We start from the raw sequence: 16633 nt of genomic DNA on the forward strand, positions 1-16633 counted from the left end.
GCTCCCGCGGTGTTACACCCGCCGCTGGGGCAGGATGGCGTCGAGGAACGAGGTCGCGCGGAATTCCAGCTCGGCCACGTAGTCGTCCACGCGGCGGCGGAAATAGCGCCAGAAAATCAGCGCCGGGATGGCGACGATCAGGCCGAACGCGGTGTTGTACAGCGCCACCGAGATCCCGTGCGCGAGCTGCTCCGGATTGGCACCGGTGCCGCCCTGGTTGCCGAAGATCTCGATCATGCCGATGACCGTGCCGAGCAGGCCCATCAGCGGGGCCACCGAGGCGATCGTGCCCAATGCGTTCAGGTAGCGCTCGAGTTCGTGCGCGACCACGCGGCCGGCTTCCTCGACCACGTCCTTGGCGGCGTCGCGCGACGTCTGCGGTTGCAGCACCACGTGGCGCAGGCCGGCGGCCAGCACGCGGCCAAGCGGCGAGTTCTGCTCAAGGTTGTTCACAACCTCGGGCGTCGCCCTGCGCTGCTGGGCGGCGGAGAGCGCCTCCTCGTACAGCTTGGGCGGCAGGATCTTGCTGCGCTTCAGGGAAATGAACCGCTCGACGATCAGCGCCAGTGCGATGACCGACGCGAGCAGCAACGGCCAGATCGGCCAGCCGGCCGCTTGAATGATGGAAAACACGTGGACCCCCGAATTCTACAAACCAACGACAGACCCGAAATCAGAACGATTGATGCGTGGCAGCCTTTGATGCGCCGGGACGCGCCCCGCGCAGCGGCAATGCTCGAAAAATTGCAGGCGCCACTCTACCCCGCGACTTGGCGCGGGGCAAGCCGCGCAAGTACGCGGTGTCTGCCGTGCGCATCGCCGCACGCCGGCGACTTTCCACATTTGTGCGGGACAGGACTGTGGACCGATTGTGGAAAGCACGCGGAAAAGCACGCTAACCCATTGATCGCAAAGGAAGGCGTGTGGTCTGCCTGTTTTTTGTGCAGGCTTCGGCGCAACGGTTGCCAGCACCTGTTCCGACCGCTTCCGACCGCATTGGATGGGCGTGGCGACGACTTTCCACACAGACGCGGGACAGGATTGTGGATCGGTTGTGGAAAGTTATCGGAAAAGCGTGCTAAGTCCTTGATCGGAAAGGGGGAAGCGAGGTCTGCCTAAAAAATGTGCAGTTTAGGTGTGACTCCGGTCCGGCAGTCGATCCGGTAACCCCGTCACTTTCCACATCTGTTCAGGACAGTACTGTGGACGCATTGTGGATAAGCACGGGAGAAGCAACGTAAACCGTTGATTCGATTGGCCCTGCTACTGGCTGCCCAAAAAATAGGCATTTGCGGTGCCACGGCCCCTCGTGACGTGGTGAGGACATTTCGCGGGGCCGACATTGCTGCAGCTTGAGTCGTGACGCTATCGCCGCGATTATCCACAGGATTGACGCTTGACAAATCATTTATCCAAAGCTTCTGTGGATAACTTTGTGAACAAGCCAAGGGGCCTTTCGGTAAGTCGTTGACGCGTAAGGTTTTCTCTTACATTGCCTGTTTTTTGCGCCGTCCAAAAAATCATAAGAATCAAAGGCTTGCACCAGAACATGCGGATTGCGGCCAGGCGCGCGTGAAGGGGGAGGTGCCCCTTGACATTGCCGGTATGCTGTGGACATGTCCATCCCAGGCCGCGTGCGCGGCTGCGAACCATGCCAGACAACGAGAACTTTCCGCGCGCGATGCCGTCTCAGCCGCCCACGCGCACCCGTGATGTGATCCAGGTCAGTGAACTGAATCACGCCATCGCCGGCGTGCTCGAACGCAGCTTTCCACTCGCCTGGGTCCGGGGAGAGATCTCGAATTTCACGCGGGCGGCCAGTGGGCATTGGTATTTCTCGCTCAAGGACGCACGCGCGCAGATTCGTTGTGTGATGTTTCGCGGGCGTAATCAGCATGTCGACTTTTCGCCACGCGAAGGGGAGGCTGTCGAGGTGCGCGCGCTGGTGTCGATGTATGAGGCGCGTGGTGAACTGCAACTCGGCGTCGAAGCCATGCGTCGTGCCGGGCTCGGGAATCTCTACGAGGCGTTCTTGCGGCTCAAGGAAAAACTGGCGCAGGCAGGTCTGTTCGATACTGAGCGGAAACGCCCCATTCCGGATCATCCGCGTGTGATCGGCGTGGTGACCTCGCTGCAGGCCGCTGCGATGCGCGACGTGTTGACCACGTTGCAACGCCGCGCCCCGCATGTGCCGGTGATCGTCTATCCGGTGCCAGTCCAGGGGGCGGGCGCTGCGGAAAAAATCGCCGCGATGCTCGACACCGCCAGCGCGAGGCGCGAATGCGACGTGCTGATCCTCTGCCGGGGCGGCGGCAGCATCGAAGACCTCTGGTCGTTCAATGAGGAAGTGGTGGCGCATGCCATCGCGCGGTGTGCCGTGCCCGTGGTCTCCGGTGTCGGTCACGAAACCGATTTCACGATTGCCGATTTCGTGGCCGACGTGCGCGCGCCGACGCCAACCGGCGCGGCGGAACTGGTGAGCCCCGACCGCGCGCATCTGCTTCAGGCCACGCGCCGTGCCCGTGATGCGCTGGCGCAGGCAATGGACCGGCAACTCGAGCGTCGCGCGCAGCATCTGGAATGGCTCGGACGCAGGTTGCGCAGCCCGCAGGCGCAGTTGCAGGAGCGTCGCGCCCAGGTCGACAATCTGGCCCGGCACATGCGCTCGGCACTGCGCGATACGGTGGCCGTACAGCGCCACCGCGTGGACGTGCTGGCAATGCGCTGGCGTGCCTGCAAGCCCGACATTGGTGCGGCGCAGGCGGAGCTGGGCCGCCTGGCGGCACGCATGGCAGCTGCGGCCGCACGGCGGCATGAGCGCGAGACGGCACGCTTGGCGCGTGCGTCGGGCGCGCTGGAACTGCTGGCGCCCCAACGAACGCTTGAGCGTGGCTATGCGGTGTTGCTTGACAATCGTGGCCGCGCCCTGCGGTCGCCGGTCGAGTTGCGTGCAGGCAGCATTGTCGAAGCACATCTGGCGGACGGGGTTGCCGACATCGAAATCGCCGGTGTGCAGGCCAAGCTGGCGAGCTTCTGACAACCTCCCCCGGCCCTGTGCCGGGGAAACTAACATGAGGGCAGGGGGCTTTCCGACGTCGTTTGCGCGGGTCTGGCAAGTCACCTACAATCGGCAGTTCTCCCCACCACAAACCGCAGAGACAGAACAATGGAACACAAGCTCCCTTCTCTCCCGTACGCGCATGATGCCCTCGCTCCGCATATCTCCAAGGAGACCCTGGAGTTCCATCATGACAAGCATCACCAGACCTACGTCACGAACCTGAACAACCTGATCAAGGGCACCGAGTTCGAGAGCGCATCGCTGGAAGAGATCGTCAAGAAGTCGTCCGGCGGCATCTTCAACAACGCCGCCCAAGTGTGGAACCACACGTTCTACTGGGAATCGATGAAGCCGAACGGCGGTGGCCAGCCGACCGGCGCCCTGGCTGACGCGATCAACGCCAAGTGGGGTTCGTTCGACAAGTTCAAGGAAGAATTCACGAAGGTGGCAGTGGGCACGTTCGGTTCGGGCTGGGCCTGGCTGGTCAAGAAGGCCGACGGCTCGCTGGACCTGGTGTCGACCTCCAACGCCGCCACCCCGCTGACCACCGACGCCAAGCCGCTGCTGACCTGCGACGTGTGGGAACACGCCTACTACATCGACTACCGCAATGCTCGTCCGAAGTACGTCGAGGCATTCTGGAACGTCGTGAGCTGGGACTTCGCGTCGAAGAACTTCGCCTGAGCGAATTCGGCAAGTCGAAGCTGAGTAACAAGGCCCTCCTTAGCGAGGGCCTTGTTTCTTTGGGGCGAGGGTGATGAACGGAGGCCAGTTCGTCGTGTTTGGTACAGGGTGAATTGCCGCATAATCCACTCTGTTCCCGAACGGTCTTCACCCACTGCCATGCCCACGCCTACCAAGCCCACGACCCGGTCCGCTACCGCATCCCGCGCCAGGTCGGCCAAGCGAGGCGCCGACGAGGTGGTACGTCCTCCGTTGCAGTCGCGTAGCGAAAAGAGCCTGGAGAAGATGGTGGCGGCCTGCCGCGCACTGGCCGAGGAGCGCGGCAATCTCGACGACATTTCGTTGAACGAGACCGTTGCCAGGGCGGGCACGTCGATTGGCGCGTTCTATGGGCGTTTCAAGGACAAGGAGGCCTTTCTCGGCTATGTGCTCGAAGTGGCGTTGCGCGAGGCGGAGGACGTCATGCAACGCTCGATCGACGAGGAGCCTGTCTGGCAGACGGGCCCCGCGCAGGCGATCGTCGAGCGCATCATCGGCAGCTACGTCAGCCAGTTTCGGCTGAATCGTGGTTTGTTCAGGGGATTCCTGCGGCACTACTCGGCGCGTGACGCGCGCGACAACCCGATGCGCGATGCCAACCGGCGGATCTACGGGCTGGTCGTGCCGTCGCTCGCGGCGCAGTTGGGCGATCGGCCCAAGGACACAGCGGAGTTCGAAGTCCGCGCCGCGCTGCAGTTCATGGTGGGCACGCTCGCCAACATCCTGCTCAACGATCCGGGGCCGCTGCATCTCGATGACGATGCTCTGGCGCTCCACCTGGATCGCATGATGGTCCGCTATCTCGGATTGCCTGAGGCAGTCGCGCCTGTCGCCTCCGCGACGCCTCGCCGCAGCAAGCGCTAGCCTCCGGTCATCGCGCGTCTCGCGTTAGGCGTTTCTCGAGCGAAACCCTATCAGTATTTGCCCTCTGCTGTCTGAACCGAAAAATAGCACTACCGTTCGTAATCCGGTCGGATGGCACATGCCTTCCGGCGCGCCCCCGGTGCGCGCGCGAGCACGCAAGGAGACCACGAATATGGCAGAAGCGTTGACATCGTCACGAGGCAATGTGTTGCCGCAAGAGGCTGAGGAAAGCGGCCCGTCCAATGTCTACCAGCCACGCAAGGCATGGACCATCGCCATCTGGCTGACTGCCTTCTCCGCCATCAACTTCCTCGACAAGGTCGTGCTGGGCATGTTGGCCGTGCCGATCATGGAGGATTTTCATCTGACGCCCACGAGCTTCGGCGTGATCGCCGGCAGCTTCTTCTGGCTGTTCTCGCTGTCAGCGGTCGTGGTCGGCTTTATCGGCAACCGGGTGGCTTCGCGATGGATCCTGCTGTGCATGGCGTTCATCTGGTCGGTGGTCCAGCTTCCGGTCGCCTTCGCGACGAAGTCATGGGTGCTGCTGGCCTCGCGGGTGGCGCTGGGCGCTGGCGAGGGACCGAGCTTTCCGGTTTCGGCACATGCCTTGTTCAAGTGGTTCCCGCATGACAAGCGCAATCTGCCGGTGACGCTGATCAACCAGGGCGCGGTCATTGGGCTGCTGCTGGCGGGCCTGCTTGTGCCCTATGTTTCGCACAACTGGGGATGGCGCACCAACTTCATCATGCTGGCGATTGCGTCGGCGGTGTGGGGGCTGGGCTGGCTTTGTTTCGGCCGCGAGGGCACGCTGAGCTCGGCCGCCGCCGATGACGGGGCCCCGCGCGCTGATACCTTGCCGCGACGTGTGCCTTACCGCAAGCTGCTGACCGACCCCACGATCCTGTCTGCCTGTTTCGTCGGCTTCACAGCGTACTGGAGCCTTGCGCTGGTGCTGACCTGGATTCCTTCATATCTGGAGCAGGCGCTCGGCTTCGATCGCATCAGCGCGGGCAAAGTGTTCGCCCTGCAGGTTGCCGCGGGCATCCCCATCAGCATGACGCTGAGCTGGCTCTCGCAGCGCATGTTGCAGCGTGGCGCATCCACGCGTGTGGCCCGCGTGCTGTTCGGCGCCGTTTGCGTCGGCGTGGGCGGGCTGGGCCTGCTGGTGCCTGCGTTCGTGCCGATGCCGACGCCTTATCGGCTGGTATTGCTCACCGCTGCCGCCACGCTGCCGAACATGGTGTTCTCGTTCGGCCCGGCGATCCTGGCCGAGATTACGCCCGACGCGCAGCGCAGCGCCATCGTCGCGCTCAATGTCGCGATTTCCACCTGTGCGGGCGCCATCGCGCCGATCACGATGGGATGGTTCGTGCAGGCGCATCCGGGTGACCTTGCCCATGGATACGAACTTGGCTTTGCACTGGGCGGCGCGGTGATGCTGACGGGATTCGTGATGAGCTGGCTGGGTCAGCATCCCGAGCGCTCGCTGCGACGGCTGCAAGGCTAACGAGCAGAGGCCGGCTTGCCGGCGAATCTCTGGCACGAAAAAAAACCCGGCAAATACTTGCCGGGTTTTTTCACTTGCACGGACTCAGTGCGCGCTGTCGCTGGCCTGCTTGATGGTGTCCATCACATGGCGGCGCGCGTCGAATTCCTCGGCCACCTTGTGATCGTTGGCGAACTGGGCCTCGACGTCGACGTTGGCGAACTCGATCGCTCCCATGGCGGCAAACGCGTCCTGCACGCGCTGGCTCCACAGGCCGATGTCCTTGACCGTCGGCACGATCCGGCTGAACAGGCGCTGGCGGAACAGCCGCATGGTTTCCGAATCGCGTACCGCCTGCGCGCATTCGTCCTCGGGCAGGCCCAGCCGGCCCCAGACTTCTTTCTGGTCGAAGCGCTCGCGCATCAACTGGCAGGCTTCGATCACGAAGTCCTCGCGTTCGCGTTGTTCGGCCTCCGTCAGTTGTGGATAGTAGCCGCGCAGCGCGGTGCGGCCGAAGGCGACGTGGCGCGACTCGTCCTGCATCACGTAGGCATTGATCGAAGCGGCCAGCGGGTTCTTCGCGAAGTCGCGAATGCGCTGGAAGGCGGCGAGCGCCAGCCCTTCCACCAGCACCTGCATCCCGAGGTAGCAGAAGTCCCAGCGCGAATCGGTCAGCGTGGTTTCCAGCAGCGACTTCAGGCCGGGCGTGATGGGGTAGAGCAGGCCGACCTTCTCGTGCAGCAGACGCGAATAGGCCTCGACGTGGCGGGCTTCGTCCATCGTCTGCGTGGCTGCGTAGAACTTGGCATCCATGCCAGGCACCATCTGCACGATGCGCGCGGAGACCATCAATGCGCCCTGTTCGCCATGCAGGAACTGCGACAGCGAATGTGCCTGCTGGTGGCGGCGTACCTCGATGCGGTCGTTATGGCCCAGTTTGTCCCACAGCTTGGTGCCGTAGATCGGGATCATGCGGTCATCGAGTTCCTGCGGGTTCTCCGGGTCCAGTTCCTGGGACCAGTCGATCCGGTCGCTCGCGTTCCACTGCTGTTTCTTGCTCGTCTCGTAGAGCTGCAGCAGCTTGGACGACCCATTGTCGTATTCCCAGTTGAACTCTGTCGCTACCTGGCTGCCGACGGACCAGCCGGTCTGGTCCACAGGCAGGGTGTAACGGTGCATCGATGTCATGACGTCTCCTTTGGCTTGCCTTGGGGTTTGGCCGATCATCGTGACCTGCTGCGCCGGAGCCGGGAAGATCGGCCTTGTTCTTGCGGGGGCTTCCGACTATAAACAGAAGAATAATTCTGTTTCTGATTAATGCAAGGACCCGATACAGGTTCCGCAGAACGAGGAGACGCGGATGCAGTTCCATCGCCTGACCGTTGCCGATGTGGTTGCGGAGACCGAAGACGCACGTTCGTTCGCGCTTGCGATACCCGAGCCGCTGCGCGGCGCGTTTCGATATCGTGCGGGGCAGCATTTGACCTTCCGGGTGGACGTCGGCGGGGAAACCCTGATGCGCAGCTACTCGCTGTCCAGTGCGCCGGAGTCCCTTGGGCTACCGGTGGTGACGGTAAAGCGGGTCGCGCAAGGCAGGGTGTCCAACTGGTTCCACGCGAACGTGGGCCCCGGCAGCGTGCTGGACGTGAGCGAGCCCACCGGGCGCTTCGTGTGTGACGATGGCGCGGCGCCGCTGGTGTTCTGCGCGGCGGGTAGTGGCATCACGCCAGTCCTGTCGATGATTCGCTCCGCACTAGCCACCACCGCGCGCCACATCACGCTCTTCTATGCGAATCGTGATGCCGCGAGCGTCATCTTTGGGCAGGCCATCGCCAGGCTGGTGGCGGATCATCCGGAACGGCTCACTGTCCGGTGGCACTACGATGACGAGCACGGCATCCCCGACGCGCAGACCCTCGGACAAATGCTGCGGCGCAATGCGGACTTCCACCTTTATCTTTGCGGTCCCGCGCCGTTCATGGCCATGATTCAGCAGGCCGCGGGCGAAGCCGGCGTGGCGGGTGGGCGTGTGCACCTGGAGCGTTTCGACGCCGCGCCCGTGGTCGCCAGCGCCGCGGTTACCGCCACGGCAGCGATGACCTCATGCGATGCGCGCGTGACGATGAAGGGCGAACAGCATACGGTGCGGGTGGAGGGCGGCCAGTCGCTGCTGCAGGCCATGCTGGAGGCCGGGCTCGATGTGCCATACGCGTGCGAGGAAGGCTACTGCGGATCGTGCGCCGCAAAATGCCTCGATGGCGAAGTCGCCCATGCGCACAACGACGTGTTCAGCCCTGACGAACTCGCCGCTGGTTGGATACTGGCGTGCCAGGCTCGTCCGCGTCACGATCGTCCATTGATCATCACCTACGACGTATGAATCCGACCATTCCGATGCAGACCGTGGAAGGTTTGCGCGCGCCGCGCCAGGAGCGCAGCGAGGCCTCCCTGCGAGCCATGCTTGCGGCGGGGCGAGGGTTGATCAACGCATCCGGCAGCCTGACCGGCTTCTCGCTGGCCGAACTGACCCAGGCGGCCTCCACGTCGGTGGGCGCGTTCTACACGCGCTTTCGCGACAAGGAGACCTTTTGTGCGCTGGTGCTCGAGGATATGCTGACAGAACTCCGGGCCGGGCTCGATGCGCAAATGGCGCAAGATCCGGTCTGGCATGACGGACCGGCTGATGCCATCTGCGCACGCATCATCGCGTTCTACGTTGCCACCTTTCGCTCATATGCCGGTGTGTTCGCAGCCTACCTGCGACATGCCGCCAGTGGTGGACCGTTATGGGGGCCTATTCGCGATGCCAACCAGCGCATTCTCGATGTCATGGTGCCCTGCCTGTCCGGCCATCTGAGCGCGGAAGGGCGCGACTGGGCCGAGGATGAGATCCGGATGGCGATCCGGTTGGTGGTCAGTACCCTTACGAGCATCGCGCTGGAAGTGCCGCATGGCATCGGCATGGAGGACGCGGCGCTCGAGCCTCGCCTTGCCGCGATGCTGCAACGCTATCTGGCCGGGCCGCCGCACGTCCCGGCTCCGTGAAGCAAGTTGATTCAACCAAGGAGACACAGAAGATGAAAGCCGCAGTGATGGAAAAAGCAGGCGCGCCGCTCGTGATCCATGACGTTGCCATTGCCGAACCGGGTCCGCGCGAGGTGCGGGTGCGAACGGCGGCCGTGGGGTTGTGCCATAGTGATCTTCACATGATGCAGGGCACCTATCCGCTACCACTGCCCGCCGTGCTTGGGCACGAGGTGTCGGGCGTGGTGGAGGCCGTTGGCACGCAGGTATCCGGACTGAAGGCGGGCGATCATGTGGTGGGCTGCCTGTCGGTCTATTGCGGCCACTGCTCGGTATGCGCGTCGGGCCATCAGGTGCTGTGCCAGAACCCGGAGGTGAAGCTTCCGCCCGGCAAGGCCAACCGTCTGCGCCTGGCGGGGAATCCGCTCAGCCAGGTGTTCAATCTCTCCGGTTTCGCCGAAGAGATCCTCGTGCACGAGAACGCGCTGGTGAAGATTCGCGACGATATGCCGCTCGATCGCGCGGCGCTGCTCGGCTGCGCGGTCATCACCGGCACTGGCGCGGTCTTCCATAGCGCGAAGGTGCCGCCGGGCAGCACCGTGGTGGTGGTCGGCTGCGGCGGTGTCGGGCTGTCCGTGATCAACGGCGCGGTGATTGCCGGCGCGTCGCGTGTGATCGCCGTGGACATGCTGCCTGCCAAGCTGGAACTGGCTCGCAAGTTCGGGGCGACCGACGTTGTCAATGCGGGCGATGGGGATCCGGTCGCGCAGGTGATGCAACTGACCGGCGGCGGTGCCGAATTCGCTTTCGAATGCATCGGCTTGAAGCAGACCGCCGAGCAGTGCTACGCGATGCTGGCCCCCGGTGGCACGGCGACGGTGATCGGCCTGTTCCGTCCGGATGCGAGGATCGAACTGCCCGCACTCGACTTCCTGAAAGAGAAGCGCATCCAGGGCTCGTTCATGGGTTCGAACCGCCTGAGTCTGGATATCCCTCGACTGGTCGAGTTGTACATGCAGGGCAAGCTGCTGCTCGACGATCTGATTTCGCAGCGGATCTCGCTGGAGGATATCAATGAGGGGTTCATCGCCATGCAGTCGGGAAGCGTGGCGCGAAGCGTGATCACATTCCCTGGGGTAGGCGGGTTGTAAGACGCCGCCAATCTGCCGCGCGCCATGCCGGATGCGGCGTGGCGCGCGGTGTCGCGACTGCTACAGCTATTGCGCGGTCCAGCCGCCGTCCATGGCCCAGGCCGCGCCGCGCACCTGATCGCCGAACGGCGAACAGAGCATCAGCACCAGATTGCCCAACTGCTCCGGCGTGACGAACTGCCCCGAGGGCTGCTTGTCCGACAGCAGCCGTGCCCGGGCCGCTTCCATCGAAATACCGTCTCGCTTCGCGATCGCATCGATTTGCGCCGCTACCAGCGGCGTCAGCACGAAGCCGGGACAGATCGCGTTGCAGGTGATGCCGGTACCGGCCGTTTCCAGCGCGGTGACCTTGGTCAGCCCGACGAGACCATGCTTGGCTGCCACGTAGGCGGACTTGCCGGCCGAGCCGACAAGCCCGTGCACCGACGCGATATTGACGATACGACCCCAGTTACGGGCCCGCATCGCGGGAATCACGTGCCGCGTCGTGTGGAAGCTCGACGTCAGGTTGATGGCCAGGATGTCGTCCCACTTCTGCGCGGGAAAGTCCTCCACCTGCGCCACATGCTGGATACCAGCGTTGTTGACCAGCACGTCCACGGTGCCAAAGCGTTCCCGTGCCATGGCGATCATCGCTTCGATCTCATCGGGCTTGCGCATGTCCGCCGGGTGATGGGCCGATTGCGCGCCAGTTGCCGCGATTGTGGCGAGCGCCGCGTCGACATCGCCGAAGCCGTTCAGCACGATGTTCGCGCCAGCGCGGCCCAACGCTTCGGCGATACCCAGTCCGATGCCGCTGGTGGAGCCGGTGACCAGCGCGGTCTTGCCTTGCAGATTGACCATTGCCGCTCCTTAGACCAGACCGGTGGCGTAGAACACGAAGATGACGAAGAACACCGCCATCGTCTTGATCATCGTGATCGCGAAGATGTCGCGATACGACTGGCGATGCGTCAGGCCGGTGACCGCCAGCAGTGTGATCACCGCGCCGTTATGCGGCAGCGTGTCCATGCCGCCGCTGGCCATCGACACCACGCGGTGCAGGACTTCCAGCGGAATCTGGGCGGCGTGCGCGCCCTGGATGAAGACGTCCGACATGGCGGCCAGCGCGATGCTCATGCCGCCCGACGCCGACCCCGTGATACCCGCCAGCGTGCTGACCGACACCGCCGCATTGACCAGCGGATTGGGAATGCTGCGCAGCGCATCGCTCACCACCAGGAAGCCAGGCAGCGCGGCGATCACGCCGCCGAAGCCGTATTCCGATGCGGTGTTCATCGAGGCCAGCAGCGCGCCCGACACGGCGCTCTTGGTACCTTCGGCAAAGCGCGAACGCACCGCGCCGAATGCCGTCACGAGCACCACTACGATGCCGAGCAGCAGCGCGGCTTCCACGGCCCAGATTGCGGTCACGCTGGCGATCTTGGTTTCCACCGGCTTGGCCAGGCCGGGCAGCGACACGCTGTTGGCCTCGCCATACCAGAGCGGAATCATGCGCGTGAGCCAGAAGTTGGACACACCCACCACGATCAGCGGCAGGATGGCCAGCAGCGGCGGCGGCAGCTTGCCGCCTTCCACACGTTGCGGTTCGTTCAGCAGGTTGGTGCCGTAGCCCTCGCCATTGGCGGCGGCCACGCGACGGCGCCACTCAAGGTACGACAGGCCAACGATGATGATGAACAGCGAGCCCGCCACGCCCAGCACGGGTGCGGCCCACGACGTGGTCTTGAAGAACGTGGTCGGGATGATGTTCTGGATCTGCGGCGTGCCCGGCAGCGAATCCATCGTGAACGAGAACGCGCCCAGTGCGATGGCGCCCGGCATCAGGCGCTTCGGGATATTGCTCTGGCGATAGAGTTCGGCGGCGAACGGGTAGACCGCGAACACCACCACGAACAGCGACACGCCGCCGTAGGTCAGCAGCGCGCAGACCGCCACGATCACGGCATTGGCGCGCGAGCGGCCGATATAGCGGATCGCCGCGGCGACGATCGACTCGGAGAAGCCAGAAAGCTCGATGACCTTGCCGAACACGGCGCCCAGCATGAACACCGGGAAGTAGAGCTTCACGAAGCCGACCATCTTCTCCATGAAGATGCCGGTAAATACGGGAGCGACGGCTGACGGGTCGGTCAGCAGCACTGCGCCTAGCGCGGCGATCGGTGCGAACAGGATGACGCTGTAGCCGCGATAGGCGGCGAACATCAGGAACGCCAGGGCGGCGAGCACGATGACGAAAGACATGAGGTCTCCGAAGACTTGTTATTGGATACCCCCTGGATGTGGCGCAAGGGGCAACTTTTGGGGGCCGCTTGTTCAGCACGTTCCATGCCCAGCAGATAAGTTATCTATACGTCATATATATGACGGTTTGATGGAAAATGTCTCCCGATGGAGATGTCGGGTTCTCCCGGGAGACCTTTGAGTCTCTGATATGAGACACTTCGCGTCTCCAAATCGAGAATCGAAAACGGGAACATGCACAAGATCGCCGAACCGGGCGGCGCGCTGCTGCTCGACTACGACGATGTCGCACGGCGGGCCATGGAGTCGCTTTTCCGCACCTTCGAGAATTTTAGCGAGGGGACTTTCGTCGTGGACGACCAGGCGCGCGTGGTGTGGATCAACAAGCGCTACGCGGCGCGTTTTGGCTTCAGCAATCCGCAGGATGCGATCGGGCTCGATTGCGAGCAGGTGATTCCGCACAGCCTGATGCGCGAGGTCGTAACAACCGGCAAGCCGATCCTGTTGGACATCCTGGAGACAGGGCGCGAGCCGATGATCGTCACGCGCCTGCCGATCAAGGACGACGAGGGTCGGACCATCGGCGGTGTGGGCTTCGCATTGTTCGACGAGCTCAAGGCTCTCACGCCGATCTATGCCCACTACGCGCGGGTGCAGGCCGAACTGGCTGCCGCGCGGCGATCGCTGGATCAGGCGCGCCGCGCCAAGTACACGTTCGCGAGCTTCGTTGGCACCAGCCGGGCGGCGCAGGAGGTCAAGCGTCAGGCGCGCCGGGCGGCCCAGGTGGAATCGCCGGTGCTGCTGCTCGGCGAGACCGGCACCGGCAAGGAACTGCTGGCGCACGGCATTCACGCTGGCTCGGCGCGTGCCGAAAAGCCGCTCGTGACCGTCAATGTCTCGGCGATTCCCGACACGTTGCTCGAAGTGGAGTTCTTTGGCGCCGCGCCGGGCGCCTATACCGGTGTCGACCGCAAGGGCCGCGTTGGCAAGTTCGAGCTGGCCGATGGCGGCACGCTGTTTCTCGATGAAATCGGCGACATGCCGCTCGCGCTGCAGAGCAAGTTGCTGCGCGCGCTCCAGGATCGCGAATTCGAACCGCTTGGCTCCAACCGGATCGTGCGATCCGATGTGCGCATCATTGCCGCCACGTCCGCCGACCTGCCGGGGCTGGTGGCGGCAGGCAGGTTCCGCCCGGACCTCTACTACCGGCTCAACGTGCTGACCATCGAACTGCCGCCGCTGCGGGAGCGACTGGGCGATCTGGTGCCGATGGCCTACGCAATGATCGAGGAACTCTGCATCAAGGCTGCCCGGCAGCCGATGGGGCTGGGCGCGGACGCATTGAAGCTCCTCGGCGAGTACGGCTGGCCGGGCAACGTACGCGAACTGCGCAATGTGCTGGAGCGTGTGGTGATGCTGTGCGACGAGGATGCGATCGACGCCGCGACACTGGCGCCGCTGCTTGGGCTGGGGCGCGTGCCGTCCGCCATCCATGCGGGCCCTCAATCGGCACCAGAATCCGCACCCCATCCGACGACAGTGATTCCGGAGACACCCGTGCCGCCGGAGGTGGCAGCAGACGTGGCCATCGCCCACGTCCCCGGCGTTCAGACCGCGGTGCCCGCGCAATCCTATGCCGACGCCATGGCGCAGTTCGAAGCGGCCTTCCTGCATCAGGCGCTGGACGCCTGCGGAGGCCGTGTAGCCGAGGCCGCCGCCCGCATCGGGCTCAGCCGCGCGGCGTTCTACAAGAAGCTGGCGGCCGGAAAGGCCAGGTAGTTCGGGGACGTCACGGCGCCATGCTAACGTCGCGCGTCACACAGTTATTTCGATCCACGGGAGTCTTCATGCAATCGGGCATTGTCGAGTCGGGCTACGGGTCAGATCCGGTCGGTCTGGTCAGCGGTTTCTTGTTCGAGCCGGGGCAGCCCTTGCGGGAGATCGACTCGACAGGCGCGGCGGCCTGGCTGCATCAGCACGGCAATGCCGCGCCGACCACGGCACGCCACGACCAGCCGTTTCTCTGGCTTCACTTCAACCTGTCCCACAGCGCCTGCGAGCGCTGGATGAAAGGCCAGCTCGGCCTGCCAGAAGACTTCTTCGAAGCGCTGCGGCAGGGCTCGCATTCGACACGTATCGAGCGTCAGGACGATGCGTTGCTGGCCGTGGTCAACGATGTGATCTACAACTTCGGCGTCGTCTCCACCGACATTTCCACGCTGTGGGCCCATGCCGATCACCGGCTGCTGGTGACGGCCCGCGCACGGCCGCTGCGTTCGGTGGACCGCCTGCGCGCCGCGGTGCGCAGGGGCGAGCCATTCCGCTCGCCGCTGGATCTGGTGGTGCACCTGCTGCGCGATCAGGCCGACGTGCTCGTGCAGATCGTGCGCGAGACCGGTATCAATGTCGACCAGATCGAGGACCAGTTGCTGTCCCAGCGGCTGCACTCGAACCGCGCGGACCTGGGCGCGATGCGTCGTGGTCTGGTGCGACTGCAGCGCCTGCTGGCGCCGGAGCCCGGCGCGTTGTTCCGTCTGCTGAACCGTCCGCCGGCGTGGCTGCTCGAAGGGGATTTACGCGAGTTGCGCGAGTCGACCGAAGAGTTCTCGCTGGTGCTGAACGACCTTGCCGCGCTGGTGGAGCGGATCAAGCTGCTGCAGGAAGAGATCGCCGCCAAGCTCAACGAACAGACCAACCGCACGCTGTTCACGCTGACGCTGGTTACCGTGCTGGCGCTGCCGATCAACATCGTGGCCGGCTTCTTCGGCATGAACGTGGGCGGGATTCCTCTGGCGGATCATCCGCACGGCTTCTGGGTGCTTGTGGTGCTGGTGGCCAGCTTCACGGTGCTGGCCGGGCGCTGGGCATTCCGCAAGCAGGCCGAGTAGGCTGGCAGTCGATTCATGCAAGTGCCACACTGAAAGCGTACGATTTCCGGCGCACAGCCGTACGTCAGTCCGGCGTACGTGATGGAGGAAAGCCATGGATTACAACGACGAGGCGCTGATCCGCCGCATCCACCAGGAAGTGGCGGATTACTATGACGAAGAGCTCGAACTCGAGCTCGAAGATCGTGACCCGGGACTGATCCAGCGTGTGCTGGATGGCGATATTGGTGGCCCGGGGGACAACAGCAACCTCAACGGCGACGATGTCGAGCGCGCCGAACGCCATCGCTATTTCCGCGAACTGTTCCGCCTGCAGGGCGAACTGGTCAAGCTGCAGAGCTGGGTGGTCGAAACCGGCCACAAGGTCGTCATCCTCTTCGAAGGGCGCGATGCGGCGGGCAAGGGTGGTGTGATCAAGCGGATCACGCAACGCCTCAATCCGCGTGTCTGCCGCGTGGCCGCGCTGCCGGCGCCGAACGATCGCGAGCGCACGCAGTGGTACTTCCAGCGTTACGTGTCGCATCTGCCGGCTGCCGGCGAAATGGTGCTGTTCGACCGTAGCTGGTACAACCGCGCGGGCGTCGAGCGCGTGATGGGTTTCTGCACCGACGAGCAGTATGAGGAGTTCTTCCGCTCGGTGCCTGAGTTCGAGCGCATGCTCGTGCGCTCTGGTATCCAGGTCATCAAGTACTGGTTCTCGATCACGGACGACGAGCAGCATCTGCGCTTCCTGAGCCGGATCCACGATCCGCTCAAGCAGTGGAAGCTGAGCCCGATGGATCTGGAGTCACGCCGTCGCTGGGAAGAGTACACGCGCGCCAAGGAAGTGATGCTCGAGCGCACGCACATCGACGAGGCGCCGTGGTGGGTGGTGCAGGCGGTCGACAAGAAGCGCGCGCGCCTGAACTGCATTCATCACTTGTTGCAGCAGATGCCGTACGTGGAGCCGCAACAGCAGAGCGTCCTCCTGCCGGAGCGGGAGCGTCATGCCGATTACGTGCGGCATCCCGTGCCGGGCAACATGATCGTGCCGGAAATCTACTGACACCGGACGCCGCGCCCGGACTCCCGGCCGCGGCGCTCCCGAGATGACCGATACCCTGCGTTATCGCAAATCTTGCGCTGCACCGGGGTGATTCGGGTCTCAAGCGCAGCCATGGGCGCGTCGATATCCAAGGGTGACCCCGGGGAC

14 protein-coding genes are annotated in these 16633 nt (G+C 64.0%); 10 read left to right on the forward strand and 4 right to left on the reverse strand.

Going from position 1 to position 16633, the window contains the following annotated elements; genetic code table 11:
- Positions 1 to 12 precede the first annotated feature (12 nt).
- Positions 13 to 633, reverse strand: coding sequence for a MotA/TolQ/ExbB proton channel family protein (locus RMET_RS02715; RefSeq protein WP_011515398.1), 621 nt, complete (start codon positions 631 to 633; stop codon positions 13 to 15).
- 1018 nt (positions 634 to 1651) lie between these two features.
- Between RMET_RS02715 and xseA the strand changes: the two genes are divergently transcribed.
- The 4 genes from xseA to RMET_RS02735 all read left to right on the forward strand — a co-directional run bounded on the left by xseA (position 1652) and on the right by RMET_RS02735 (position 6155).
- The gene (gene xseA / locus RMET_RS02720; protein ID WP_049799652.1) at positions 1652 to 3037 is read left to right on the forward strand and encodes an exodeoxyribonuclease VII large subunit; all 1386 of its coding nucleotides are present in this window, start codon (positions 1652 to 1654) and stop codon (positions 3035 to 3037) included.
- Positions 3038 to 3166: 129 nt separating this feature from the next.
- Positions 3167 to 3745, forward strand: a complete 579-nt coding sequence (gene sodB / locus RMET_RS02725; RefSeq protein ID WP_008640957.1) for a superoxide dismutase [Fe] — start codon at positions 3167 to 3169, stop codon at positions 3743 to 3745.
- Between the two features lie 159 nt (positions 3746 to 3904).
- Positions 3905 to 4648 carry a TetR/AcrR family transcriptional regulator gene (locus RMET_RS02730; protein WP_011515402.1) on the forward strand — a complete coding sequence of 248 codons (744 nt, stop codon included), beginning with the start codon at positions 3905 to 3907 and terminating at the stop codon, positions 4646 to 4648.
- Positions 4649 to 4820: 172 nt separating this feature from the next.
- Positions 4821 to 6155 (forward strand): MFS transporter, encoded by a 1335-nt coding sequence (locus RMET_RS02735; protein ID WP_011515403.1) that lies wholly within the window; start codon positions 4821 to 4823, stop codon positions 6153 to 6155.
- Positions 6156 to 6239: 84 nt separating this feature from the next.
- On the opposite strand, the gene RMET_RS02740 is transcribed toward RMET_RS02735, so the two are convergent.
- On the reverse strand, positions 6240 to 7322 hold the full coding sequence (locus RMET_RS02740) for a ferritin-like domain-containing protein (protein WP_011515404.1): 1083 nt from the start codon (positions 7320 to 7322) through the stop codon (positions 6240 to 6242).
- 172 nt (positions 7323 to 7494) lie between these two features.
- Between RMET_RS02740 and RMET_RS02745 the strand changes: the two genes are divergently transcribed.
- Genes RMET_RS02745 through RMET_RS02755 form a run of 3 tightly spaced genes read left to right on the forward strand, consistent with a single transcriptional unit; the run spans position 7495 to position 10309 of the window.
- Positions 7495 to 8514 (forward strand): ferredoxin--NADP reductase, encoded by a 1020-nt coding sequence (locus tag RMET_RS02745; protein ID WP_011515405.1) that lies wholly within the window; start codon positions 7495 to 7497, stop codon positions 8512 to 8514.
- Complete coding sequence (locus tag RMET_RS02750; RefSeq protein ID WP_011515406.1) at positions 8511 to 9179, forward strand: TetR/AcrR family transcriptional regulator; 669 nt, start codon at positions 8511 to 8513, stop codon at positions 9177 to 9179. The genes RMET_RS02745 and RMET_RS02750 overlap by 4 nt, the downstream gene beginning before the upstream one ends.
- A 32-nt stretch (positions 9180 to 9211) precedes the next feature.
- Complete coding sequence (locus RMET_RS02755; protein WP_011515407.1) at positions 9212 to 10309, forward strand: Zn-dependent alcohol dehydrogenase; 1098 nt, start codon at positions 9212 to 9214, stop codon at positions 10307 to 10309.
- A gap of 66 nt (positions 10310 to 10375) precedes the next feature.
- Here the strand turns inward: RMET_RS02755 and RMET_RS02760 are convergent, their stop codons facing one another.
- Both RMET_RS02760 and RMET_RS02765 read right to left on the reverse strand, forming a co-directional pair.
- A complete protein-coding gene (locus tag RMET_RS02760; protein ID WP_011515408.1) occupies positions 10376 to 11152 on the reverse strand; it encodes a 3-hydroxybutyrate dehydrogenase in 777 nt (258 codons plus the stop codon).
- A gap of 9 nt (positions 11153 to 11161) precedes the next feature.
- Positions 11162 to 12553 carry a GntP family permease gene (locus RMET_RS02765; protein WP_011515409.1) on the reverse strand — a complete coding sequence of 464 codons (1392 nt, stop codon included), beginning with the start codon at positions 12551 to 12553 and terminating at the stop codon, positions 11162 to 11164.
- A gap of 234 nt (positions 12554 to 12787) precedes the next feature.
- On the opposite strand from RMET_RS02765, the gene RMET_RS02770 reads away from it, so the two are divergent.
- The 3 genes from RMET_RS02770 (at position 12788) to ppk2 (ending at position 16486) form a co-directional block, all read left to right on the forward strand.
- On the forward strand, positions 12788 to 14332 hold the full coding sequence (locus RMET_RS02770) for a sigma-54 interaction domain-containing protein (protein WP_011515410.1): 1545 nt from the start codon (positions 12788 to 12790) through the stop codon (positions 14330 to 14332).
- A 68-nt stretch (positions 14333 to 14400) separates the two neighbouring features.
- The gene (locus tag RMET_RS02775; protein ID WP_029308396.1) at positions 14401 to 15441 is read left to right on the forward strand and encodes a transporter; all 1041 of its coding nucleotides are present in this window, start codon (positions 14401 to 14403) and stop codon (positions 15439 to 15441) included.
- Between the two features lie 94 nt (positions 15442 to 15535).
- The gene (gene ppk2 / locus RMET_RS02780; protein WP_011515412.1) at positions 15536 to 16486 is read left to right on the forward strand and encodes a polyphosphate kinase 2; all 951 of its coding nucleotides are present in this window, start codon (positions 15536 to 15538) and stop codon (positions 16484 to 16486) included.
- The last annotated feature ends 147 nt before the right edge of the window (positions 16487 to 16633 follow it).

This window comes from Cupriavidus metallidurans CH34 (assembly GCF_000196015.1).
In the GTDB taxonomy this organism is placed as follows: domain Bacteria; phylum Pseudomonadota; class Gammaproteobacteria; order Burkholderiales; family Burkholderiaceae; genus Cupriavidus; species Cupriavidus metallidurans.